A 24,667-nucleotide genomic window follows, 5' to 3' on the forward strand; every position below is an offset into this window, starting at 1 on the left:
TTCTCTCCTGACAAAAACTGTTTTAATACTTTTTTCTTGAATGCTGATTCTTGTTCTTTCATACTGCTCTATCTTAAAAACTTTAACTAATTTTCAAAGTCTTAGACAGAGTTTAGATTACAGTCTCTACGTTATTAACTAGGGATCCATTTTCGGAAAAATCAAGTGCGGTTTTTCTTTTGGCTGTAAATGGAGATATTTCAATCTTCCTTTCAAGTCTCATGATTTCTAATTCATTTTACATTGCTAGAAAAGAAATCGGGAAAGAAATAGCAATAAAGTCTATACTTCAGATTTTGGAATATTGCCAGATTCTTTCTGTTGGGGATACCGAAATAAGAAATGCCTTCCGAAATGGATTTACAGACTTTGAAGATGGAATTCAATTCGAAACCGCAATTCAAAATCCAGCCATTGAGGCTATCATTACAAGGAATACAAAAGACTATAAATCATCTACTCTTCCCGTATATACTCCTGAAACTTTTCTCCAACTTTTTAAATAATCACGAGAAATTCAATTTCCAGAAAGTCATTTTCAAATAAAATCCACCAAGCCTTCCAGCTTCATACCTCTGCTGCCTTTGATCAGGATCAGATAATCCTCCAGTTTACTGTCAGCAAGCCAATTTCTGAAGGAAAATGGATCCGGAAAATACAAGGCCTTTGGCGCTTTGGTAAGAGCTGAGACAATCAGGTTTCCTGTAAAACAAACTTTATCTATTTCATATTCACTGATGATTTCTCCCAGCCTGGCATGCTCAGCCTCCGCATGCTTTCCCAATTCAAACATATCCCCCAGAATCAACATCTTGTGCTTTTTCCCGGTCATCTGTCCAAAAGTCCGGATAGCTACTTCCATACTGGATGGATTGGCATTATATGCATCCAAAATAATCAGATTGCTACGCTTCTCAATCAATTGAGACCGCATATTGGCTGGTTTATAATCTACTATAGCCTGAACAGCCTTCCGCATCTCCACCCCAAAAAACTTCCCAACCGTAAGTGCAGCCGCAATATTCCCGAAATTGTACGCCCCAATTAAGTGACTTAGATATACCTCCTCACTTTCTTCTGCTGAAAACTTCACAAAGGGATTGGCTTCCTGAAAAGTCACCTCACAAAAGTCCCCCGCTGCGGGATAAAGAATGGGATTTTCAAACCTCTTGCTCAAGTTGGACAGAATAGGATCCTGGGAATTGATAAAAACCTTCCCTCCACTCTCTTTCAAAAACTGAAACAATTCAGTCTTCGTCCTTAGCACACCTTCCGGCCCGCCCATACCTTCCAGATGAGCCCGGCCAATATTGGTGATCACTCCGTGAGTAGGTTCAGCTATTACGCAAAGCTCAGCGATGTCTCCCGGCTTATTGGCTCCCATTTCCACGATTGCGATTTCAGCTTCATCTCCTATGGCCAACAAAGTCAACGGCAAGCCTATGTGGTTATTCAGATTCCCAACAGTCGCTGCGGTTTTGAATTTCTTGCTCAATACAGCCTTCATCAATTCCTTGGTGGTCGTTTTCCCATTTGATCCGGTCAAGCCTATGATCGGAATTGTTAAATTCCTGCGATGATAATTGGCCAGATCCTGAAGCATCTTCAAAGCATCCTCTGCCAAAAAATAGCGCTCATCGTCCTCCACAAAACACTTGACATCATCGACCACCACGGCTGAAGCGCCCATTTCCAACGCTTGTGGGGCAAATGCGTTCGCATCAAAATTTGGTCCCTTGAGGGCAAAAAACAGATTGCCCTTTTCGATCTTGCGGGTATCTGTACAGGCTCCTGTACTATTTTTGAAAAGGGTATATAATATGGAGATATTCATCGTTTCTCAAGAAATTAATCCCAAAATAAAGGAATCATTCACATCTTTGAAGTGCGACTTACGTTTAATTTTTGACTTTCCCTTTCCCCATTCATGAGAGTATTCTTTATTATCACTTTTCTACTTATCAATTTCCAACTGAATGCACAGGAAATCTATCGACTAGATCAAGCTCCCCAGGTGGAAATAAACCGACAAAAACTTTCTTCTCCCTTCGCTGGGGGAATCAATTCCGCTCAATTCCAGACCATTGATCTCACGGCAGATGGGATAGAAGAATGGGTGACTTGGGACATCAATTCCCGACAACTGCTGGTTTTCAAAAAAGAAGGTGAAACCTTCACACACCTTCCAGAGCTCAGTTATTATTTTCCAGGCGATATCAGTGGTTTTTTGGTTTTGGCAGATTTTGACCGAGATGGCAAGAAGGACATTTTTACCTCCACTGCCCTAGGAATCAAAGCCTACAGAAACACATCAAATGGATCTCAGATTTCCTGGGAAATTGCCCAGGACTTCCTGAAACTAGATGGTTCAGGTAATATCCAAACCAATAACCTGGACACCCCTTTGATTCAAGACCTAGATGGGGATGGAGACTTGGATTTAGTGATTTTCAATTTTGCCGGAGGGGATTACATGGAGTTTTATAAAAACACCAGTATAGAGCGGAAAGGTACTGCTGATATTGATGGATTTGCATTTGCCATCACCCACTGGGGCAATTTTGAATTTTGCGGCTGTGGGGAGATTTCTTTTGGAAAAACATGCCTGGGCCAGGATCTAAACGGCAGGAAACTTTATGACGAAAACGGCAAAATACTTCATGCCGGGGGACACTCCCTCCTATATCAGGACTTGGATCATGATGGCATCAATGACCTTTTGCTCGGTCGGGATGAGTGCGACATTCTATATTTCCTCCCCAATTCCGGCACAAACGAAACGCCAATCTTCACCACATCCAGCAACGAACTGCCAGGGTTTGGCGAGTTGCCCAAATTTCCCATTTTCCATATTGGAAAGGTTTTGGAGGATGATTTGATTGTCTCGCTCAACACCAGTGAACCAGCAGTGAATTATTCCATTGATTTTGAAAGGTCTATCGTAAGAATCGATTCCGAGGGCAGATCCAACACTACTTTTTTACAAGATCAGATGATCGATCTGGGAGAAAACGCACGACCTATTTTCCTTGGGAATAAGCTTAATGGAGAGCTTCTAGTCACTGCCAATGTGCTGGAAAATGGTCAAATAAAATCCCAGCGCTCAAGGTTTCAGGTATTCAACGGAGAGTTTACGCTTACTGAAGGTGAATATATCAATCTTTCCCAGCTTAATCTGGTTGATGCCCAGTACATACACTTCAGAGATCAAAAGGGGGAACTGCATGTATTAGCCTCAGGCATTGATTACAATGAAAGCATTCCTACCCAGGTAATTTATGATCTGAACGATATGGGGGAGCCTCCCCTTGTTTTCCCCGGATATACGCCGAGACGTGGGGATTTCTTGCAGTTTTTCAATTATCAGCAGCAAGACTACCTTCTGGTAGCTGCGCAAAATGGAGGCCTGGATCTTTACCGTTTCGATTTTGAGGACTATTCTGCAGCCCTTATTCAATCAGATTTCTTAGGTTTCACCGATAATCCTGCCAATAGAAATCTAGCGGTGGCAGTAGAAAACCTCCCAAATCCAAACCTCTATGCAATAGATCAAAACGGCCTACTCAGGAAAATTGAAGATTTTATGAATTCATCTATCTCTCAGGATATATTGGTAAAAATCGGTAATAGAAACCTGCCTACCAAACTAGGGAGAGACACTTGGATTACTCTAGTCGAGGCTCCACTGGGAGGATCCCCTGATTTAATTCTAGGCACTAGAGGGGGAGGCTTGATCTACCTCAGTTCGGACAATTCAGATCCGATTCCAGATGGGGAATACCAGTTTAAACTCTATCCTAATCCAACGGAAAGCCCTCTCAAAATTATCACAAACGCTTCAGCCAATGTACAGATGATCAATGCCATGGGACAGGTTTTGCTGACTGATCTCTCTGTACCCGCTAATACCGAAGTAGAACTTCAAGTTGGCCTTTTACCTCCCGGCCTATATATTTTGGTTTTTGATTTTGAAGGTAAGGCCACCAAGTCAGGGAAGTTCTGGGTCAGGTAATTACAGGATCGGCTTCCCTCCTTCTTTAAAAAAACGTAGCTTTCTGGACAGAACTATAAATCCATGAAAGCATTTTACCTACTAGGGATTCTGGGGCTTTTCCTCATTTCCTGCTCTTCAGAGAAGGGCGAACCAGCAGATCTAATTTTCACCAATGGCATTATTTACACCGTAAATGATACCCAACCCAAAGCTCAAGCTGTCGCCGTGAAAAACGGAATGATACTAGCCGTCGGAACTGCCGAAGAAATCGAAATACACAAGACTGAAAATACAGAAGTGATCGACCTTCAAGGCAAAACCATGACCCCGGGCATTATTGAATCACACGCTCACCTGATGGGGATCGGCTATAACAAACTGGAACTGGATCTGATGTATGTAAAATCATACGAGGAATTGGTAGAAAAAGTAGAAGAAGCCATCGCCAAGGCTAAGCCAGGAGAATGGATCACAGGACGCGGCTGGCATCAGGACAAATGGATCGAGAAACCAGAAAAGATGGTGAAAGGATTTCAGACCAATGATCAACTGAATGAAGTATCCCCCGACAACCCTGTTTATCTGTCCCATGCGAGTGGCCATGCCGCTTTTGCCAATGGAAAAGCGCTGGAACTGGCCGGAATCATCAACTTAAAAGGTGAAAGACCCGGTGAGGTTGAGGGAGGGGAAATCATTCTGGATGAATTGGGAAATCCGACTGGAATTCTTTCCGAAAAAGCAGCTGGGCTGGTAGCCAAATTGATCCCTGCTGAGACTCCTGAAAGAGCAGAGCAGGCACTTACGCTGGCTCTACAGGAACTTAACGAAAAAGGCATTACAAGTTTCCACGATGCCGGAAGCGGGCAGAATGTGATTGATTTGATTCAGAAATTCAAAAATGAAGGCAAGCTTACCGTCCGCCAATATGTGATGCTGACAGGTACGCAGCCCGCTCTTTTGGAGGAATGGTATCAAAAAGGCCCAATGATCGATACTGCGGATCACTTACTGACAGTACGTTCGATCAAACTCAACTGTGATGGCGCACTTGGTTCCCGTGGTGCCTGGCTTCTGGAAGATTATTCAGATCGTCCAGGACATAGAGGCCATGAGACTTTACCTATGTCGGTTGTTTCTGAAGTATCCGAAAAAGCCATTCCCACAGGCTTTCAGGTTTGCTCCCATGCCATCGGCGATAGGGCCAACCAAGAGATTCTTGATCGGTATGAAGCTGCTTTTGAGAGCTTCCCGGATGCTGAAAACCTAAGATTCCGCATAGAACATGCCCAGCATATCCACCCAGATGATATCCCTAGATTTGGGGAATTAGGTGTAATAGCAGCCATGCAGGCTATCCATCTGAGTTCGGATAGACCCTGGGCAATAGATAGATTGGGTGAGAAAAGGATTATTGACGGTGCCTATGTATGGCAGAAACTGATGCAAACTGGAGCCGTGGTTACTAATGGAACGGATGCGCCAGTAGAGCCAGTGGATCCTATCCCGTCATTTTATGCTTCTGTGACCCGCAAAACCTTACAAGGACTGCCAGAGGGAGGCTACGAAGGAGATCAGAAAATGACAAGGGAAGAGGCATTAAAGGCTTATACTTTGGATGGTGCCTATGCGGAGTTTGAAGAGGATTTTAAGGGATCAATTGAAGTAGGCAAAGCAGCTGATTTCACCATATTCGACAGGAATATCATGGAAATACCAGAAGACGAAATTTTAGAGACCAAAGTCGCTATGACGGTGGTAGGCGGAAAAGTGGTGTATAGTAAGAAGTAATCAGTGGTCAATGGTCAGTGGTCAGTGGTCAGTGGTCAGTGGTCAGTGGTCAGTGGTCAGTGGTCAGTGGTCAGTTAAGCCAAGACGAAAGCAGGTCAAATTAAGTTGTGTCGCTCATACGGAGCCGCACCAATTACTTTCCTGTCAATTATCTACAAAGATATAGCTCCTATGAGCACATAAGGCAGGCTACCGAAACTGATAATTATCAATCCAAGCGGGCCGACATCCCTGCAACATAAAAGCGGAAAGTAGCATTAAAAAACCCAAAGGGTGGATGCCTACAGTCCGCACACCGTTAAAAATTCTAACTACACCTTATTTCAATACCCGTAAACCCATTTTAACCCTCAGACTCATTATTTTTCCCTATTTTCAAATCTGAAGAAATCAATTTAAAAGCTGGGACGAATATATACAGCGTGAGATTCCCCGTCCGGAGACAGGCATTAATGACAGTTAAAACTCAAATTTTCAGCAGATGAAACAACACTTTACCTTTTTATGGCTTTTTTGCCTATTGTCCAGCGTGGCGATAGCTCAGGAAGAAACCCCGAAACCCATTACATGGAAGGACATCCCCACTTGGAAATATATGCAGGGCGGCACATTCAACATTTCCCCTGACGGAAAATGGATCGCCTATGGAATGGTCACGCTGGAAGACGATGGAGAAATTATCCTCCAATACGTCAATGACCCGGATTCCACACAAACGTTCAAAATCGGTTTCACCAACTATCCTTCCATCGCATTCAGCGAGGACAGTAAGTGGATCGCATTCAAGGAGCATCCTACCTTCAAGGAAAAAGAAGCCAATAAAAAATCAAAAGGCAAGCCTCTTCACGACAAGGTTACCTTGATCAAACTTGGCTCAGACGACAAAGAAGACAAGAAGACCTTTGAAAATGTCAGCAATTTTTCATTTAACGGAGAGGCCTCATCAGTCTTGGCAATCAACCTGACCAAAGATGGAGGTGGGGATGCCAAGGGCTCTGACCTTCTGATTTACCATCTTGCCTCTAAAAAGGCACAAAACATCGGAAATGTAGCTGAGTTTTCCTTCAATAAAAGCGGAAAATACCTGACCTATTCCGTGGATGCTGCCAACCAAACGGGTAATGGCATTTACTTATTGGACTTGACCAACAACAGCACTTCTGTGCTGGACTCTGATAAGGCTTCTTACAAATCCATCAGCTGGACAGAAAAAGGTGATGCCTTTGCAGCCTTGAAACTGGTCAAAGACAAAAAATACAAGCAGGATCAAGGGAAATTGGTAGGAGTTAAAAACCTAACTTCTCCAGCAGTTACTGTGTATGATCCTGCCGCCGATTCTACAGGTTTTTCAAAAGAATATACCATTAGTCCAAATCGACGTCCGATGTGGTCTGAAGATTTAACAAGGCTATTTTACGGGATCCATCCTTTGGTATTGGCCAAAAAGGAGGAAATAAAGAAAGAACTGGATAAGGACTCAGTGGCAGCCGCCGAGTCAGAAGCTATCAAAAAGATCATGTCTGATACTTCCCTGACTTCAGTGGCAGACCTGAAAAAAGCACTTTCCAAATTAGATTCCGGAAAAGTATCCAAGAAGGAAAACGATGCCGACAAACCTGACATGACCATCTGGCACTGGAACGACAGCCGACTTCAGTCACGTCAGCAAGTTCTGGAAAACCAAGACAAAAACTACAGCTTTTATGCAATGTATGATGTAGCTGCGGGCAAGCATATCCAGCTTCAGGATAGCAGCATGCGGGATCTAAGTATTCTCGACAAACAGAAATATGCAATAGGTTCAGACAATCAATCCTATGAATTGCAAAACAACCTTGACGGACAGAACTATCGTGACTTTTATATTGTAGATCTGAAAACCGGTGAGAAAAAAACACTCTTTACCAACTTTTATCTTCCTGGCTACACCTCCTACCCACGTAGCTCACCCGATGGCAGCAAGCTGATTTATGGAAAAGACGGAAACTACTATGCGTATGACATTGCCAGCGGTCAGGAAACTAACCTCACCGGCGACCTACCAGTAACATTCGTCAATGAAGAAGATGATCATAATGTGAAAAAACCACTTCAAAGCTCTCTAGGCTGGAGCAGTGATAGTCAATATGTGCTGGTACGGGATGGATGGGATATCTGGCAGATCCCGGTAACAGGTAAAACAAAAGCTGTAAATCTTACCCAAAACGGAAGAACGGATAAAATCAGATACCAGTATAGATTCTCACTGGATCCGGATGAAAAAGGGATAGACCTCAATAAACCCCAATATTTCAGAACATATGGGGAATGGACCAAAAAGAGCGGGATTTCCCAAATCAATCCTGCTAAAAATGGGTTAAAGCCAGGAGCCGCTCCTCTGATATGGGAAGATGCAGCCATCGGCAATCTTCGAAAGGCAAAAAAAGCTTCGGTTTATTTCTTCCACAAAGAAGATTTCAACACACCTGACCAAACTTATGTAACCGATGCCACACTTTCTTCTCCACAGAAAATCACGAAAAATGCCCCTGAGGCGGGTAAATTCTCATGGTCATCAGGTACCCGATTGGTTGATTATGTCTCTGACAAAGGCGATACACTTCAAGGAGCATTGTTTCTTCCTGCAAACTACAAGGAGGGTAAAAAATATCCGACCGTAGTATATTACTACGAAAAACTATCTCAGACACGACACAGCTGGTCTAACCCTGGCTTTAGTGGTACCGGCTGGAATCCCAATTTATATACCAGCAATGGCTATGCGGTTTTCATTCCAGACATCGTCTATACCATGGATGATCCGGGCATGTCAGCGGTATGGTGTGTCATTCCGGCTGTCAAAGCAGCTATAGCAACAGGCATCATCGACGAAAATAACATAGGAATACACGGACATTCTTGGGGAGGTTACCAAACCTCATTCCTGATCACACAGACCGATATGTTCAAAGCCGCAGCAGCAGGGGCGCCATTGACGAATATGATCTCCATGTATGACCTGATCTATTGGAATTCCGGAGGAGGAAACATGTCTATCTTCGAAGCTTCTCAGGGAAGGTTTACTGGCGGGCCATGGGAAAACTGGGAAGCTTATGAGCGGAATAGCCCGGTGTATCATGTCAAAAATGTAAAAACCCCCCTTCTCATGCTTCACAATGACAAGGACGGAGCCGTGGATTTCACGCAAGGGATTGAATATTATTCTGCCTTAAGAAGGCTGAAAAAGCCGGTGATCCTGGTACAATACAAAGGAGAAAACCATGGACTAGGTAAACTCGAAAACCGCAAAGATTATTCGGTAAGAATGATGGAATTCTTTGACCATCATCTGAAAGGCCTAGAAGCACCCGACTGGATGTCCAAGGGAATAAACCGCTTAGACCTGGATGAACATCTGGAAATGAGAAAATTCTAACGCGGGAGGAGCTGTAAAAGGCTCCTCTTTTTTGTGAAGAGGTGGATCAATTTCACCTCTCATCATCATCATGTTTGTGATAAGCCACACTTTCGCTTTCTTTAAACCAAAATTGCCTAAAAGCGGATAATTAAAAACATGTCAGAAACCTCCGGAGAAAAAAATATCAACTCAGAATTTGATTTTACCAAGCTATCTTCAATTTGTTATCAGGACGATGACCCCAGCTATCATAAGCATTTAGAGACCTATACCTATGATGCTGACTTAGACACTGTTTGGGATGCCTATGTCTCCATTTCACCCGAAAAAGCATGGAGTGGGAAAATGATCCATTTTCATAGATTGTACAATAGGGCTACAGAAGAAGAGGTTTTCCCAGGTCAGGTATATACCGGGGGAATGGGACAAGGACAAGTCCTTATCTTAAACCTCCATGTATTCAAGGGAGCTATCAAATTGCAGGTAGGCCACGAAGTCAAAGAAATAAACAGGAAGAAAAGATTGATCCGAATCTGTTATCTGGAAAACTCAAAATCCGAAGGTTCGCAGTTTATCACTTTCAAATCTTTACCAGATGGAAAAACCTATGTTTCCCATAAGACCTTCTATAGGAGTGGGTCCATGTTTCGCGACAAAATCATCTACCCGTATTTCCATACCAAAGCAATTAACGAGTTCCATGGAAATGTCAGCAAATGGGTGGATTCGAAGATTTAAGTCAAGATTACTCTATTAACCGCTAACCGCAGGGGATCTGGAATAGCAAACTTCCTTTTTTATTTGACTTTCAGTTTGTAACTTCTATAAAAATGAAGTTCAAGCATAAAACTTTTTGGCCATGCCTAAACAGAAAACAGAAACTTTTGACGCAATAATAATAGGAGCCGGACAAGCAGGAAATCCGCTTGCCTTTGCTTTGGCCAATGAAAAATGGAAAGTCGCTGTGGTGGAAAAGGCAGCAGTAGGGGGAACCTGCGTCAATACCGGATGCACTCCTACCAAAGCTTATGTAGCAAGCGCAAGAGCCGCCTGGGCAATTTCCAACGCGCCAAATTTGGGAATCCAATTACCCAAACCGCCCAAAGTGGATCTTAAAGCCATCCGGCTAAGGAAAGATAAGCTGGTCAGTGCATCCAGGCTTGGAATTAAAAAATCCCTTACCGATTCCCCCCAAATTACCCTGATCCGCGGAACAGCCACATTCATGGACAGGATCAGCTTGAAGGTAGGTTCCAGAGTATTAAAATCTTCCAAAATTTTCATTAACGTAGGTGCCAGGACACGGATTCCAGAGGGATTTGAAGCAATGGAATACCTGACAAATTCGACCATTTTACAGCTTGACAAAATCCCGGATCACCTGATCATCATAGGCGGAAGCTACATAGGTCTGGAATTTGCGCAGATTTTTAAAAGGTTTGGTTCGAAGGTGACCGTACTGGAAATGGGAAACTATCTGATATCCAGAGAAGATCAGGATACTTCTGAGTTGGTCAGAGGGATTTTAGAAAAGGAAAACATCAAGGTCATCTGTGGTGCTAAATGTCTCCTGGGAAAAAATTCAAAATCCGGAGGCGTAACTGTCACTTTTCAACGAGAAGATTCTGAGAAGAAAATAAGTGGCTCGCACTTGCTGATTGCCACAGGAAGAACGCCCAATTCAGATTTGTTAAACTCTGAAAAAGCAGGCCTTCAGTTGGATAAAAGAGGATATATAGAGGTGAATCCCAAACTTGAAACGAATGTAGAGGGGATCTTTGCTCTGGGAGATTGCAATGGAAAAGGAGCATTTACGCATACATCTTACAATGACTTTGAGATTGTGCAGGATCAGCTTTTCGGAGAAAAGAAAAGAACATTAAAAGACCGGATCACCAACTATGCGCTTTACATCGATCCCCCGCTGGGACGGGCGGGCATGACTCTAGAGCAAGCCAAGGCATCAGGCAAGAAACTCCTGTTTGCAAGCATGCCAATGGGGGAGATCTCCCGGGCAAAGGAGAAGGGAGAAACCTATGGAAAGATGGAGGTCATTGTGGATGCGGATTCAGAACAGATTATGGGAGCAGCGGTTTTGGGAACGGGAGGGGATGAAATCATCGGAAGTTTTCTGACAGCGATGTATGGAAAAATCAGCTATAAAACCCTTATGAATTCAGTGCAGACACATCCTACAGTGACCGAACTTATCCCCACTCTTCTCCAGCAGCTGAAGCCATTAGAAGAGTAATTTACAATACCGACTGAGGGTCTAACAAACTGTAGCCCCAGAAATGCTGTCGATCAAAAGAGTTCCTCCTCAAACCAGCATGCATGACGTCAGACAGGATCGGAACAGGAATGTGACCGATAAAATCAAAATATAAACCCATGAAAGCATCGCATAAAATCTACTCCATCATCAACCTGATAGTTTTGCTTGCGGTTATTTGCTGGAACTATTGGGTAAATGCTAAAGGGCTGAATGGAAATACCGTGAGCTCGCTCAGTGAGGAATATCAAAATCTATTTACTCCTGCAGGCTATGCCTTTTCTATATGGGGACTGATCTTTCTCTCACTCATGGTTCAGGCTGTATTCTTCATTATCAGAGCCTTCAACCCATCCAAAGACTCAGATTTTCTGACCCAAATCGGCCCATATTTGATCATGGCGAACATATGCAACGGACTGTGGCTATATATGTGGCTCATGGAAAATACAGGCATCAGTGTGATTGTCATGCTGGGGATACTAGCCTCATTGGTTATCGTAATACTCAATACCAACATGGAAAGATGGAATGCTCCCCGTCCTATAATATTCTGGCTCTGGTGGCCCATTGCACTTTACAGTGGCTGGATCGCCGTAGCCACCATTGCGAACATTTCCGCCTATCTGGCTAAAACAGGCTGGGGTTATGCTGATGAAATCACCTGGACGATTGTGATGATTGTAGTAGCTGTGCTCCTGAATCTCTTTATGATAGCGACAAGAAACCTCAGGGAATTCGCTTCCGTGGGAATTTGGGCTTTGGTTGCTATCGCAGTAAGGCATTGGGGAAGTATTCCCGCTTTACAATGGACAGCACTTGGTGGAGCAATCATCCTGTTCCTTGCTGCCGGCTACCATGGCTACTTAAATAGAAAAACCGCACCATTTAAACTTAACTAAACCAACCTTACATGAGAACTTTAAACAATTCTGAAAAATTTGCACTGGCAATGCCAATCCTAACTGCCGCGGGTATTTTGCTGTTGTCCCAATCAAGCAAAGCACAAGATCTGGAAACCGTACCCTATGTAGATCTGGAGAAGTATGTGGGTGAATGGTATGAGATTGCCTCCATTCCCCAATCCTTTCAAAAGGGCTGTACCTCCACAAAAGCAATTTATACTGCCAATGAAGACGGCACTATCCAGGTAGAAAATACATGTTATCTGCCAGCTAAAGGCAAAACTAAAACTGCCAAGGCCAAGGCTTTTGTAGAAGATGGGTCTGGAAATGCCAAACTGAATGTACAGTTTTTCTGGCCCTTTAAAGGAAAATACTGGGTCATTGAATTAGCTAAAGATTATTCATACGCAGTAGTAGGCCATCCGAACCGAAAATATTTGTGGGTTCTTTCGAGGACTCCAGAAATGGATGGAAATCTTTATCATCAACTTCTCGAAAGTTCCGCTGAAAAAGGCTTTGATATCAGCAAACTCGAAAAAACAATTCAAACTGTATCCTAAACAAGTTGAAATCCCGGAAATTAAATCTCCGGGATTTTTTATTCCCGCCTAAATCCTACCTAGATATTTTGGTTCACCAAATCATTGAGCAATTGAGAATTTAGCTTAGGCACCTTTAAATACCCCTGATTTATTCCAAAACAGAAAGTAAGTAATTAAAGTTTTTTTGATATTTTGAGCCTAGTTAAGACGGCTATAACCTATATCGACATGGAATTTTTGGATGGATTGGATCCTCAACTCAAGCTTTTCTGGTATATCGCTATACCTGTTTCATTGGTTTTCGTACTCCAGACGATCTTGACATTTGTAGGATCTGGAGGCTCAGACGGCATCGAAGCTGATTTTGATGGAGATTTGGATGGTGCTGAAGCTCCTTTCCAGCTTTTCTCTTTGCGCAACCTGATCAATTTCTTGCTTGGGTTCAGCTGGGCAGGGATTTCTTTCTACACGATCATCCCTAATTACCCCCTAATCCTGCTAATCAGTTTGGTCATCGGATTTGCTTTTGTTTACTCCTTTTTTCTGATAATTAAGCAAATTCAAAAGCTGGGAGAAGACAACACTTTTCGCCTGGAAAAAACATTGAATAAAATTGCTGATGTCTATCTGGCCATCCCCGGCAATATGCAAGGTAAGGGAAAAATCATGGTAAGCCTGAATGGTTCTGTGCGCGAACTTGATGCCATGACCGAAAAAAACAAAATAGAAACAAATGCTACCGTAAGGATCTTACGGGTAGAAAGTGGCAATATCCTCATCGTAGAAAAGCTTTAAACCAATTCTTTTATGGATCCATTAATTCTTATTGTCGTTGCGACAGTTGTTGTCTTCGTGACTATACTGGCACTTGTCTCCCGTTATAAGCGCTGTCCTTCTGACAAAATACTTGTCGTCTATGGAAAAACAGGTGGTACCTCAGCCAGATGTATTCATGGAGGAGGAGCATTCATCTGGCCTGTTATTCAGGATTATGCTTATCTGGATTTGAAACCGATTTCCATCGAAGCTAATCTGACCAATGCACTAAGCCGTCAGAATATTAGGGTGGACGTGCCCTGTAGATTCACTATTGCTATTTCTACAGACACTGACACGATGAACACCGCTGCTGAGCGTTTACTAGGCTTGGCCCACGAGCAAATACAGGAGCTTTCAAAAGACATTCTTTTTGGTCAGTTGCGTTTGGTTATTGCCACGATGACCATTGAAGAAATCAACTCTGACAGGGATAAATTTCTTGAAAGTATCTCCAAGAACGTGGATAGCGAACTGAAGAAAATCGGATTGAAACTGATAAACGTCAACGTAACGGATATCAAAGACGAATCGGGGTACATCGAGGCTCTTGGGAAAGAAGCTGCCGCAAAGGCAATCAACGAGGCAAAAATCTCGGTAGCTGAGCAAGAGAAAATCGGTGAAACGGGAAAAGCCCTTGCAGATCGGGAAAAAGACGTGCAGATCGCAGACACCCAGCGTGACCGCGATGTAAAAATAGCGATAACCAATAAAAACCGGGAAGTAAGTATTGCGGAGGCAGTAAAAGACGAGAGTATCGGTAAAGCAGAAGCGCAACGGGACACTCGTGTAAAAACATCGGAGGCAAATGCCATTGCCATCAAAGGGGAAAATGAAGCCAAAATCTCCATTGCCCAATCGGATGCACAACGTAGAGAAAAAGAAGCAGAGGCTTTGAGGATAGCGCTTGCTTCTGAAAAAGTCCAAAGTGCAAGGGCTCTAGAAGAAGCCTATCTAGCGGAGCAAAAAGCAGAAACGGCCAGAGCGGAAAGAGAACGTTCCACTCAAAATGCCAACGTGGTGATACCTGCGGAGATTGCAAAACAACGGGCAATCATCGATGCTCAAGCAGAGGCTGAACGTATCAGAGAACAGGCAAAAGGTGAGGCTGATGCGATCTATGCAAAGATGGAAGCTGAGGCAAAAGGGCTTTTTGAAATATTGACCAAACAAGCGGAAGGCTACCGGAAAGTTGTTAGTGCTGCGGGCGGAGACCCTACCAAAGCATTCCAATTACTCTTGATTGAAAAACTGCCTGAACTGGTAAAAACCCAAGTGGAAGCGGTGAAAAACATCAAGATCGATAAGATCACAGTTTGGGATTCGGGTCAGAGTGAAAACGGAAACGGCTCCACAGCTAATTTTGTCTCCGGAATGATGAAGACAGTTCCCCCTCTAAATGAATTGTTCAACATGGCGGGCTTGAATCTGCCTACTTACCTGAAAGGAGATGACTTAGAAGAGCCGTCCCAAACCAAAGAGGAGCCGAAATCTGAAGAGTAACAGCAACCTACCAGTCAAAAAAATAGAGGCCAGATTAAAAAAATCGGCCTCTATTTGGTAAGAGTTATGTTAAATTGTCAACCTTCATTTATTTTTCTTCCAACTTGCTTTGCCTCCTTTTGCGGAGTCCACGGTGATGGAATAATCAGCTCCTGAGGACACAACCCACCTCACTTTTACACCAGTCATCCCAGGGATGTTATCCACAGCGATTTTTTCAGGTGAGTTCTTCTGCTCCTTGACTTTGTTGAAATCTTCGTCTTCAACCACAAACCCCGCAAGTACTTTTACTCCCGAGATAGTGACATAATCAGGTCTTTCTATTTTATACTTTAGATCCTGACTAGCATGAGTAGGCATTAGCCGCTCATTGAATATGGTAGCGGTAATGGATTTCAAACCTCCACCCAGCTCTTCCTCCTTCACATCCATAACTGATAATTTTGGAGTATGATAAGCATGATAGATCGTAAAAGCGGTGTTTCTATGTGCATCCTGCTCCAGTAGGAACCCGGGATGCAAACGTCCAAAGTTCTTTTTAAAACCACCGATTTCTACTGTTCCAAACTGTGGGTGTTCAAACTCCTTCCAGTTTACAAAGGCATCCCCCATGGTCAGTAGCTCATCTACACTGAACTGTTCATTCTGACCTCCGGATTCTTTATTAAAGTACAGATACGGAACCATCAATTCATTGGAAAAGGTAAATACCCCCCTCACTCCATAAAACCAATCCAGTTCACCTCCGAAGACGGAGTAAAGATCTTTGTAAACGGTCAAATACCGATACCCGGGAATCATTTCCTCTCCTTTACGTCCTAGTGCATCATAGATTCTGATATCGTCACGGTTATAAGTATTCACGTCCTCTTCCGCACCCGGCCCCCGCAGGATCATCCCTCCTGAATTATGAAAACTCTGGGCTCCGGCGATATTCGGATGTTTCATTACGAACTCCATTACCGAACGGTTTTCCGGCAGTGTAAAAGGGTACTTCAATGCCCCACGCTGGATGTAGTCAGGCTGCCAGTTCCATCCCCAATCCCTGTTTGGATCATAATAGCCTATTCCGTCATCATTTACACGACCATCTCCGTCACCATCAGTACCCTCCTGTCCCAGCATTTCGTATTCACCTACTTTGTCAGCAGCTACCATAATCAATTTCCGCGGGTCTTGTGGATCTTTGATATAGCGCCCTGTAGGCGACTTTCTGATCATCATGGTGATGTGACCGTCTCCATCCAGATCGTCCATCATATCTTCACCGGCCACTCCATCACCATCATTGTCCAGGATCATCATGCCTGACCTCGGGGAATGTGCGGTATTTGGCTCTAGAAAATAGTTGTTTCTAGCGTCTGGATTAATGGTAGGGGTAATGTAAAACGATTTATCCTTAAGAAGTTGCCGGATGAATTCATTATCAGCGAACATTTCTGTAAGATACCAAGCTCCATATAGCGAGAACTCCCCTCCCTGTACTTCATTGGAATGTATGTTCCCATCAATCCACATTCCCGGCTTGTCAGTATCTTTTCCTGTAGAAAAGTCCGTGATAGTCAGCGTCATGATATCACGTCCCTCGTAAGACTTACCGATAGATTCCAACTTGGCAAGATTAGGATGTGCTGCTGCAATCTTTTTCATATTCTCCACCAGTCCCTCATAGGTATAGTACCGGTTGAAGGCTATTTCCACTTTAGGGTTGTGAGGGGTACCTACGGCGCGGAAAAATTTCTCTTGCGCATCTGCATGATTACTGCTCAGGCAAAATGCACAAACAGCCATTGCAAGAAGTGATTTTATTGGTCTGATCTTTTTCATGGCTTAGAGTTTTATAGTTTGGGAAGTGAATCCGGTGTGTGAAGCACCTGCCTTTACCGTTACATTTCCTCCTCCTTTTATGATCCAGCTTAGACTGGTTTTCTCATACGCTCCTATGGAATTCATCAGTTCGATTTTATTTCCCGAAACAATGTTTTTAGGATCAGCATCTATATCTATTCTGATTTTGCGAAGCCATCTGGATCTTTCACCCATCTCCGAATGCGTAGGTATTGGGGAATTATTGAATAAATCCATCGTGATCCGGGTCAGTCCATTGCCCAAGGACTCTGTCTTTAGATTATGAAGCTCTAGCTTTGGCTGCATCGCCGCCAGCTTTAGGATAAACTCAGTATGCTGACCAGCTATCTCATCCACTTTTTCATAAGGAGGATTACTCATCACAAATGGCTTGATTCCACCTACTTCAACTTTTTTTCCAGGAAAATCAGGGTGCTGAATCTCAGCCCATGGGACAAATACATCCGATCTACCAAGAGAATCTGCCCAGGCTAAGAAATTCACTTCAGCTGTTGACTTCCCCTTTCCTGTCGAATCCTTGAATTCCGGGATCCAATAGCCAGGGGTACTGAAGCTCAATCTCGCAAAATGAAAATATGCCCACTGAAAGAAATCACCGTCAGTACCTTGATTATCCTGATGATAGGCTTTTTGATCCACTGTCTCTTTGTAAACTTCAGAAACCATCGCATTGATGGCTTGGTCTTTCTCCAAAATAGATGTTACCACCCGCTTCCCTGCATTGCCGGCGTTGTACTTAAGCGGGGAGGACAGATTGTTGGCGGGGGAAAATGTGACAAAGGCAAAAATATTCCACTGATCGAACAGATAATCCAGCATAGCCCTGGACTCCTTCTGTGTCACTGGCATATCCCCGGCCAAAGGTTCAAAGACGGGGAATTTATAGGTCAGGGATTTGTTGAAGGCAATTCCTTCTTTCAGATCTTCCGCAAACTCCCCGTCTTTGTCATCATCTTTGGATTCCTTATACAGCAAATATTTTCCTGCCTCACCTTTCGATTTGTCGGCTTTCACAAGCACTCTCTCATCTTCCTTAGATAGGATATAGTCCCCCATAGAATCCTCTATCCGCATCATGGTGATGAATCCGTCTCCATTCAGATCTGTGTAGCCACTTCCTCCCGGCGTACCGTCACGATCATGGTCTATAGAGGCGGCATTTCCTCTTCGCTCATATTTCAGCGCAGCATGATATTGCCCATATGCATCTGGAGACATATTTGGAAAAATGTAAAAAGTACTGGCCGCTAGTGCATCTAGATGATCTGCTATCAGCTTTTCGGCAAACTGAACAGCAAGCTCCACGCTTAAAACCTCATAGCCTTCCACTCCCCCTACAACCGCTATTGCGGGTTTTTCGTCCAGCTTACCTGAACCTACCTTCAGCACCCAGATATCTTTCCCTCCTTCCGTTTTGGTAAGTGAGGTAAGTTCTGCTGAGCCATGAGAGGCTACCTGCTGAAGACGCTGATCGAGCTGCTGAAGAGTGGGATAATCTGACTGCGCATAAGAAGGCAGCGCAATCCCTATCCCTCCTGCCAGCAACCAACTGAGTAATGTTTTTTTCATGTGTTTATTTTTGATTTTTATAGGTAACATGGAATCTCGCATAGTAGATAATCATCTCTCTGTGTGTCGTCTGCGACATGCTTGATTTCATATGTTTGTAATTTGTCTTTCCAAGGTCCACCCGAATGGTCGGGGCAGGCCATGATCTCACTTGATAATCATCACTCTACGTTTTGATCATCTTCATGTCTCCCTGTCCGGTTGGCAGGCTCGATTTCATAAATCTCTTGGGTTATAGTTTCTGAATGATGGGTTTTAAGAAAACCGACATCTAAATTTTAACAAAAAAAGGGAGAAAATGAGCTTTCATTTTCCAGAAAGATCAAATAAGAAGTGAATGGAAATTGATCAGGATAAGCGGGGAATAGAAAGAGATGTTGGACAGATGGGGAAAATTCGCTTATTTAACAGCATTACCTTTTCAATATGTATAATAAAGTAGCACTAGCCATAGCTTTTTCCCCTAGGATGGAAGCTTTGATTTCTGAAACCAAGCGACTTGTCCAACTTTTTGGCTCGGAGTTGATCCTAATACACATAGGAAAAAAGACCGAAGAGCTGGAAATGAAACTTGATGAAATCATTGTAAACGCCGGTTTGGATAAACTTAAAACCAAACTCATCTGGAAGGAAGGAAAGCCAGTAAAAATGATCGTACAGGCCTGCAGGGAAGAAGACGCTGATCTACTGGTGGCCGGCGCCCTGAAGCGGGAGAAGATGCTGACCTATTACATGGGTTCTGTAGGGAGAAAAGTAATCCGAAAGTCTCCATGTTCGGTTCTGACACTGATCAATCCTCAGATAACACCTAATAAATTCTCTAAAGTAGTAATCAATGGCACGCAGCTGGAAGTGACTCCCAGAGTGATAGAACAAGGGCTTAAATTCTGCCAAATTGAGGAGACCTCACAAGTGCATATCCTAAATGAAATAAAACTTTATGGCTTGAGAATGGCGACAGCTTCGGAGGGATCTGAGGACGAAGTCTCCAACACCCGGAGAAAACTTGTTCAGGAAGAAATCAAGTACGTCCAGGAAATATTAGATGGTCTGGATCAAACCGGACTGAGAATAAATATAAAGGTCACCGCGGGCAAATGGGCTGTGGAATTAGTCAGATATTGTGAATCAATAAATGCCGACCTGTTGATTATGGGCAATTCGGATAGCCATACATTTATAGATAGGCTATTCCCCCATGATCTCGAAGAAGTCCTGACAGAACTTCCTTGTAATCTTCTCATAATTAAATAAGGCATGGAAAGCTTAGCGCACAAGGATGTCATCAATTTGCTCCTTCAGCTTGCCAGCATGCTGCTGCTGGCCAGGGTATTTGCTGAAATAGCCCAGAAGTTTAACCAACCCTCGGTGGTCGGTGAGATTCTGGCAGGAGTTATTTTAGGGCCGACTATACTTGGCCATTTTGGCCCGGAGGTCTTCGAGTTTTTGTTTCAGAGTAATCCCGCCTCAAATCTTGCACTGGACGGTATCGTGCAAATGGCGGTAATATTGTTGCTGTTTGTGGCAGGATTGGAGGTGGAACTCCATCTGGTGTGGTCTCAAGGAAAGTCCGCTTTAGCAATAAGCTTATTGGGACTGGTCATACCGTTTATTCTAGGATTTATATTCCCTTACTTCTTTTCCCAGTTTTTCGGCTTGGGCGAGGGCAATCGACTGCTGTTCTCCTTGTTTATGGGGACTGCCATGTCGATTACCGCACTTCCGGTAGTGGTAAGGATACTCATGGACATGAACCTGTTCAAGACCAAAATGGGAATGGTGATAGTGGCCGGAGCCATGGTGAATGATATTATTGGCTGGCTGATTTTCTCGGTTATTCTGTCCTTTATGGGACAAACCGCCAATCTTTCTCTTTTCAACACCATTGGGATCACATTGCTCTTTACGGCCTTTATGCTCACCTTGGGTAAGGCGTTGATCAACCGGGTTTTGCCTTGGATCAATAAAAAACTTGCCTGGCCTGGAGGGCTTTTATCCCTTTCAATGGCCTTTTGCTTCCTGGCAGCGGCCTTTACAGAATGGCTGGGAATTCACGCAATATTTGGCGCCTTCATTTTCGGAGTGGCATTGGGAGACTCGGATCATCTATCAGAAAAAGCCAAGGAAATCATTCACCAGTTTATCAACAATATCTTTGCCCCGCTGTTCTTTGTGTCAATTGGTCTCAAAATTGACTTTGCTGCCAATTTCAATATCTTCCTAATATTGGCCATTCTGGCTATTTCATTTGCTGGAAAGATCGTCGGGAGTGGCTTTGGAGCCTATAGATCAGGATATAAGTTTAAGGATGCCCTTGCGGTAGGATTTGGGATGAATGCCCGGGGAGCTATGGAAATTATCCTGGGTATTATAGCCCTGGAAAATGGACTGATCGATGAAAAGCTTTTTGTGGCCTTGGTGGTCATGGCACTCGTGACCTCCATGACAAGTGGACCGCTTATGAAATGGGCACTCAAAGACACCATGTATAAAAGCCTTTAAAGTAATTCCTTGAATAATTACAATATAGGATAGAATCATCCAACCCACTTGTTAAAACAGGTTAAAAACAAGAAAAAATAGGATTTAAATTATGAGAATGTTCATTGGTTCGTTAGGTTAGCACAAATATAAACCAAATCAACAACCACATGAACAAGCTAAAGACATTAAAACTATTCTCATTGGCATTCGTGGCTGCTTTTGTAATGGCCAATATTGCAGTAGCACAACAACAAACTCTTCCTCCTAATGTGCAGCAAGGCACGCAGGAAGAGTTCTCTGATGAGGAGATTGAAACCTTTGTAAAAATCAATAAAGAGATCATGCCTCTGCAGGAGGATATCCAGACGGATATGATCAGTACTATTGAGAAAGAAGGCATGGAAGTACCACGATTCCAAGAGCTGGCCCAGGCACAGCAGGGTGGGAAACTACAAGAAGTATCCCAAGACCCAAAAGAATTGGAGAAATTCAATGCGGCAGGACAAAAGATCATGAAACTACAGGAAAATCTCCAAGGAGAAATCGAGAAAGTAATCGACGATAACAAGATGTCCACGGAAAAGTTTGAAGCAATATATATGGCTTACAACATCAATCCTGAGGTAAAACAAAAAGTAGATAAGCTGATATCTGAGGACACCTGAGATGTATAATAGAAACAATTCAACTAAAGCCTGGTGAAAGCCGGGCTTTTTTTGGTTGAAACTTTCAATGAGGATTTGGTCTTTTCAATGGAGAAAAACAGAACCAAAACGCTACTTTTGGGTTCTCAATAGGAAATCCTTACAACAAAGCACTCATGACTAAAACCGGAAAAACCGGCATTTTGCTAGTGAATCTGGGAACTCCAGACAGCACCTCCACCGGAGATGTAAGAAAATACCTTCGCGAGTTCCTAATGGATGGCCGTGTCATAGACATCCCTTATATCAATAGATGGCTGCTGATCAACCTTATTATCGCCCCTTTTCGCGCCCCAAAATCAGCCCATGAATACCGGAAGCTCTGGACAGATCGTGGTTCACCCTTACTTTTTCATACAGAAGATCTAAGAGATAAGCTGATCCAGAAGTTGGATTCCAAGCAGTACCAAGTGGCAATCGCAATGCGCTACCAAAGCCCATCTATCGAGGCGGGACTGGAGAAACTGAGAAAAGCCCATGTAACCAAAATCATCGTCTTGCCACTTTTCCCTCAATACGCTTCTGCCTCCACTGGCTCCGTCCAAGACAAAGTGATGGAAATTGTAAGAGGATGGCAGATCATTCCGGACATTTCATTTATCAGCAATTTTATAGAGCATCCCCTATTTGTGGAAGCCTGGGCAGAAAGAGGTCGGGCCATGCTGGACATAAAAGCGTACGATAAAATCCTTTTCTCATACCACGGACTTCCCGAGCGACAGATTCTAAAAGGCTCAGTGGATGGCTATTGCCAACTAGGTGCTTGCTGCAATAAATATGGGGCTAAAAACCACTATTGCTATCGTGCACAGTGTTTTCAAACCACACGCCTGATCTGTGAGAAGCTGGGTATTCCAGAAGATAAAGCGGTAAACTGCTTCCAGTCAAGGCTTGGGAAAGACCCTTGGGTGAAGCCTTACACCGATGAAGTGATCGATGAGTTGGCGGCTCAGGGAGTGAAGAAAGTACTTGCCTTTTCCCCGGCATTTGTTGCTGATTGCCTGGAAACTACGGTGGAAGTAGCGGGAGAATACCGAGATAAGTTTTTGGAAGCGGGCGGAGAAGAATGGGACTTGGTGCCTAGCCTGAACTCGGAGGACACTTGGGTGGAATGCGTGAAGGAGATGGTCTTGGAGCATTCTGGCACTATTCAATAAGCGTTTTTTAACTGCGGGGAGTGCAGAGTTTTACACGGAGAACATGGTTGTCCTGCTTCTCTAGAAGCTGGACTTTTATATTCAAAACATAAAGCAGTCTGAAGACTGCGATAATTTAAGTCCAAGCCTGCCTGCCCTCCGGGAGGCGGGCCTATCGGTCAGGCAGGTCATGAGACTCAACTAATCTCAACTTGAACCGAATTCTCGGATTATATTCAATTGCGCTCTCTGCGAAAACCTCCGTGTCCTTTGCGGTTGAATTCATTCTCCTCAGCTGCCGATTCAACTTTACACTCCTTATTCATCCAATTTGCTGAGAACCTGTTAACTTTGCCCCCATGAACGAGCGATACATGCAGCGCGGAGTTTCCGCCTCCAAAGAAGATGTGCATCAGGCCATTTCTAACCTTGACAAGGGACTTTATCCAAAGGCATTCTGTAAGATCGTGGAAGACACCCTGGGCAACGATCCGGACTACTGCAATATCATGCATGCGGATGGAGCCGGCACCAAATCCTCTCTGGCATATTCTTATTGGAAAGAAACTGGTGATCTGAGTGTGTGGAAAGGGATCGCACAGGATGCGATCATCATGAATACAGATGATCTGCTCTGTGTGGGCGCTATCAATAACATCCTCGTATCCTCCACCATCGGCAGAAACAAAAACCTTATCCCCGGTGAAGTGATCTCTGCCATCATCGAGGGCACCGAAGAGGTACTTCAGATGCTTCGCGACAATGGCGTAAATGCCGTGCTTACCGGCGGAGAAACTGCGGACGTGGGCGATTTGGTACGTACGATTATCGTGGATAGTACCGTCACTTGTAGAATGCGCCGTGATGAAGTGATCTCCAATGACCAGATCCAAGGTGGTGATGTCATAGTAGGTTTGGCCTCCTTTGGTCAGGCTAAATATGAAACGGCCTACAATGGTGGGATGGGAAGCAATGGCCTTACTTCTGCCCGACATGATGTCTTCAACAAACTATTAAAAACAAAATACCCTGAGAGCTTTGATCCATCTGTGCCTGAAGACCTTATTTACTCAGGAAAATACAATCTTACAGATCCTGCTCCAGGTTCTCCTGTGAATATCGGCAAACTTGTGCTCTCACCTACCCGTACTTATGCTCCGATAATGGTAGATGTGCTCAATTATATGAGGCCAAGGATTCATGGTTTGGTCCATTGCAGTGGTGGAGCTCAGACTAAAGTGCTTCACTTTGTGGATGATGTGCATGTGATCAAAGACAATCTTTTTGAGACGCCACCGCTTTTCCAGATCATCCAGGAAGAAAGTGGAACGGATTGGAAAGAAATGTACAAGGTTTTCAACATGGGACACAGAATGGAAGTTTACCTTGATGAGCGCTATGCTGAGGAAATCATAGACATTGCCGAATCGTACGGTGTAGAAGCGCAGATCATCGGTAGAGTTGAGCCACATCAAGGCAAAAAAGTAACAATTAACAGCCCTTACGGCACGTTTGAATATTAATTTGTCTGATCAACCGAGATCATGTCAGTGACAGTATCATCTTTTGCTTTCCAGGCGGAAAGCCCCCTGACCAACGACAGGAGAGGATAACGGGTGACCGATGTGTCGGCAAAGCTAGTGTTTATCATTTATTAAGTCACTTTTTTGCCTTTATCTAATACAATC

At 43.8% G+C, this 24,667-nt stretch carries 19 protein-coding genes; 15 read left to right on the plus strand and 4 right to left on the minus strand.

Going from position 1 to position 24,667, the window contains the following annotated elements; genetic code table 11:
- The first annotated feature begins 116 nt into the window (after positions 1 to 116).
- Positions 117 to 506, plus strand: a complete 390-nt coding sequence (locus LZF95_RS18030; protein ID WP_368670789.1) for a PIN domain-containing protein — start codon at positions 117 to 119, stop codon at positions 504 to 506.
- Between the two features lie 32 nt (positions 507 to 538).
- On the opposite strand, the gene murF is transcribed toward LZF95_RS18030, so the two are convergent.
- Positions 539 to 1,834 carry a UDP-N-acetylmuramoyl-tripeptide--D-alanyl-D-alanine ligase gene (murF, locus tag LZF95_RS18035; protein WP_233756425.1) on the minus strand — a complete coding sequence of 432 codons (1,296 nt, stop codon included), beginning with the start codon at positions 1,832 to 1,834 and terminating at the stop codon, positions 539 to 541.
- A gap of 93 nt (positions 1,835 to 1,927) precedes the next feature.
- Here murF and LZF95_RS18040 point away from each other — a divergent pair, with 93 nt between their 5' ends.
- The 9 genes from LZF95_RS18040 to LZF95_RS18080 all read left to right on the plus strand — a co-directional run bounded on the left by LZF95_RS18040 (position 1,928) and on the right by LZF95_RS18080 (position 15,217).
- Positions 1,928 to 4,012 (plus strand): T9SS type A sorting domain-containing protein, encoded by a 2,085-nt coding sequence (locus tag LZF95_RS18040; RefSeq protein WP_233756426.1) that lies wholly within the window; start codon positions 1,928 to 1,930, stop codon positions 4,010 to 4,012.
- A gap of 63 nt (positions 4,013 to 4,075) precedes the next feature.
- Positions 4,076 to 5,782, plus strand: coding sequence for an amidohydrolase (locus LZF95_RS18045; protein ID WP_233756427.1), 1,707 nt, complete (start codon positions 4,076 to 4,078; stop codon positions 5,780 to 5,782).
- Between the two features lie 481 nt (positions 5,783 to 6,263).
- Entirely contained in the window at positions 6,264 to 9,197 is a 2,934-nt protein-coding gene (locus LZF95_RS18050) for a prolyl oligopeptidase family serine peptidase (RefSeq protein WP_233756428.1), read from the plus strand.
- A 138-nt stretch (positions 9,198 to 9,335) separates the two neighbouring features.
- Positions 9,336 to 9,917 (plus strand): hypothetical protein, encoded by a 582-nt coding sequence (locus LZF95_RS18055; RefSeq protein ID WP_233756429.1) that lies wholly within the window; start codon positions 9,336 to 9,338, stop codon positions 9,915 to 9,917.
- 121 nt (positions 9,918 to 10,038) lie between these two features.
- Positions 10,039 to 11,430 carry a mercuric reductase gene (locus tag LZF95_RS18060; RefSeq protein WP_233756430.1) on the plus strand — a complete coding sequence of 464 codons (1,392 nt, stop codon included), beginning with the start codon at positions 10,039 to 10,041 and terminating at the stop codon, positions 11,428 to 11,430.
- 140 nt (positions 11,431 to 11,570) lie between these two features.
- Positions 11,571 to 12,353, plus strand: a complete 783-nt coding sequence (locus tag LZF95_RS18065) for a hypothetical protein (RefSeq protein ID WP_233756431.1) — start codon at positions 11,571 to 11,573, stop codon at positions 12,351 to 12,353.
- A gap of 11 nt (positions 12,354 to 12,364) precedes the next feature.
- Complete coding sequence (locus LZF95_RS18070) at positions 12,365 to 12,916, plus strand: lipocalin family protein (protein ID WP_233756432.1); 552 nt, start codon at positions 12,365 to 12,367, stop codon at positions 12,914 to 12,916.
- A 210-nt stretch (positions 12,917 to 13,126) separates the two neighbouring features.
- Positions 13,127 to 13,693 (plus strand): NfeD family protein, encoded by a 567-nt coding sequence (locus tag LZF95_RS18075; protein ID WP_233756433.1) that lies wholly within the window; start codon positions 13,127 to 13,129, stop codon positions 13,691 to 13,693.
- Positions 13,694 to 13,705: 12 nt separating this feature from the next.
- Positions 13,706 to 15,217 carry a flotillin family protein gene (locus tag LZF95_RS18080; protein ID WP_233756434.1) on the plus strand — a complete coding sequence of 504 codons (1,512 nt, stop codon included), beginning with the start codon at positions 13,706 to 13,708 and terminating at the stop codon, positions 15,215 to 15,217.
- A gap of 84 nt (positions 15,218 to 15,301) precedes the next feature.
- Here the strand turns inward: LZF95_RS18080 and LZF95_RS18085 are convergent, their stop codons facing one another.
- Positions 15,302 to 17,008, minus strand: a complete 1,707-nt coding sequence (locus tag LZF95_RS18085; RefSeq protein ID WP_233756503.1) for a M14 family metallopeptidase — start codon at positions 17,006 to 17,008, stop codon at positions 15,302 to 15,304.
- 39 nt (positions 17,009 to 17,047) lie between these two features.
- The gene (locus LZF95_RS18090; RefSeq protein WP_233756435.1) at positions 17,048 to 18,655 is read right to left on the minus strand and encodes a M14 family metallopeptidase; all 1,608 of its coding nucleotides are present in this window, start codon (positions 18,653 to 18,655) and stop codon (positions 17,048 to 17,050) included.
- A 426-nt stretch (positions 18,656 to 19,081) separates the two neighbouring features.
- On the opposite strand from LZF95_RS18090, the gene LZF95_RS18095 reads away from it, so the two are divergent.
- The 5 genes from LZF95_RS18095 to LZF95_RS18115 all read left to right on the plus strand — a co-directional run bounded on the left by LZF95_RS18095 (position 19,082) and on the right by LZF95_RS18115 (position 24,502).
- Positions 19,082 to 19,909 carry a universal stress protein gene (locus LZF95_RS18095; protein ID WP_233756436.1) on the plus strand — a complete coding sequence of 276 codons (828 nt, stop codon included), beginning with the start codon at positions 19,082 to 19,084 and terminating at the stop codon, positions 19,907 to 19,909.
- A 3-nt stretch (positions 19,910 to 19,912) separates the two neighbouring features.
- On the plus strand, positions 19,913 to 21,157 hold the full coding sequence (locus LZF95_RS18100; protein ID WP_233756437.1) for a cation:proton antiporter: 1,245 nt from the start codon (positions 19,913 to 19,915) through the stop codon (positions 21,155 to 21,157).
- Positions 21,158 to 21,306: 149 nt separating this feature from the next.
- Complete coding sequence (locus tag LZF95_RS18105) at positions 21,307 to 21,804, plus strand: DUF4168 domain-containing protein (protein ID WP_233756438.1); 498 nt, start codon at positions 21,307 to 21,309, stop codon at positions 21,802 to 21,804.
- Between the two features lie 155 nt (positions 21,805 to 21,959).
- A complete protein-coding gene (hemH, locus tag LZF95_RS18110) occupies positions 21,960 to 23,000 on the plus strand; it encodes a ferrochelatase (protein ID WP_233756439.1) in 1,041 nt (346 codons plus the stop codon).
- A gap of 338 nt (positions 23,001 to 23,338) precedes the next feature.
- Positions 23,339 to 24,502, plus strand: a complete 1,164-nt coding sequence (locus LZF95_RS18115) for an AIR synthase related protein (protein ID WP_233756440.1) — start codon at positions 23,339 to 23,341, stop codon at positions 24,500 to 24,502.
- Here LZF95_RS18115 and LZF95_RS27590 read toward each other — a convergent pair.
- Positions 24,499 to 24,630, minus strand: a complete 132-nt coding sequence (locus LZF95_RS27590; protein WP_262912268.1) for a hypothetical protein — start codon at positions 24,628 to 24,630, stop codon at positions 24,499 to 24,501. The genes LZF95_RS18115 and LZF95_RS27590 overlap by 4 nt on opposite strands.
- Between the last annotated feature and the right edge of the window lie 37 nt (positions 24,631 to 24,667).

This window comes from Algoriphagus sp. AGSA1 (assembly GCF_021390545.1).
GTDB lineage: Bacteria > Bacteroidota > Bacteroidia > Cytophagales > Cyclobacteriaceae > Algoriphagus.

Bases quoted from the DNA above. Each gene is read 5' to 3' on its own strand.
- LZF95_RS18060 (WP_233756430.1), top strand. From the start codon at position 10,039: ATGCCTAAACAGAAAACAGAAACTTTTGACGCAATAATAATAGGAGCC.
- LZF95_RS18075 (WP_233756433.1), top strand. From the start codon at position 13,127: ATGGAATTTTTGGATGGATTGGATCCTCAACTCAAGCTTTTCTGGTAT.
- LZF95_RS18045 (WP_233756427.1), top strand. From the start codon at position 4,076: ATGAAAGCATTTTACCTACTAGGGATTCTGGGGCTTTTCCTCATTTCC.
- LZF95_RS18105 (WP_233756438.1), top strand. From the start codon at position 21,307: ATGAACAAGCTAAAGACATTAAAACTATTCTCATTGGCATTCGTGGCT.
- LZF95_RS18055 (WP_233756429.1), top strand. From the start codon at position 9,336: ATGTCAGAAACCTCCGGAGAAAAAAATATCAACTCAGAATTTGATTTT.
- LZF95_RS18085 (WP_233756503.1), bottom strand. From the start codon at position 17,008: ATGGCTGTTTGTGCATTTTGCCTGAGCAGTAATCATGCAGATGCGCAA.
- LZF95_RS27590 (WP_262912268.1), bottom strand. From the start codon at position 24,630: ATGATAAACACTAGCTTTGCCGACACATCGGTCACCCGTTATCCTCTC.
- murF (WP_233756425.1), bottom strand. From the start codon at position 1,834: ATGAATATCTCCATATTATATACCCTTTTCAAAAATAGTACAGGAGCC.
- LZF95_RS18115 (WP_233756440.1), top strand. From the start codon at position 23,339: ATGAACGAGCGATACATGCAGCGCGGAGTTTCCGCCTCCAAAGAAGAT.
- LZF95_RS18040 (WP_233756426.1), top strand. From the start codon at position 1,928: ATGAGAGTATTCTTTATTATCACTTTTCTACTTATCAATTTCCAACTG.
- LZF95_RS18065 (WP_233756431.1), top strand. From the start codon at position 11,571: ATGAAAGCATCGCATAAAATCTACTCCATCATCAACCTGATAGTTTTG.
- LZF95_RS18050 (WP_233756428.1), top strand. From the start codon at position 6,264: ATGAAACAACACTTTACCTTTTTATGGCTTTTTTGCCTATTGTCCAGC.
- LZF95_RS18100 (WP_233756437.1), top strand. From the start codon at position 19,913: ATGGAAAGCTTAGCGCACAAGGATGTCATCAATTTGCTCCTTCAGCTT.
- LZF95_RS18070 (WP_233756432.1), top strand. From the start codon at position 12,365: ATGAGAACTTTAAACAATTCTGAAAAATTTGCACTGGCAATGCCAATC.
- LZF95_RS18080 (WP_233756434.1), top strand. From the start codon at position 13,706: ATGGATCCATTAATTCTTATTGTCGTTGCGACAGTTGTTGTCTTCGTG.
- LZF95_RS18095 (WP_233756436.1), top strand. From the start codon at position 19,082: ATGTATAATAAAGTAGCACTAGCCATAGCTTTTTCCCCTAGGATGGAA.
- hemH (WP_233756439.1), top strand. From the start codon at position 21,960: ATGACTAAAACCGGAAAAACCGGCATTTTGCTAGTGAATCTGGGAACT.
- LZF95_RS18090 (WP_233756435.1), bottom strand. From the start codon at position 18,655: ATGAAAAAAACATTACTCAGTTGGTTGCTGGCAGGAGGGATAGGGATT.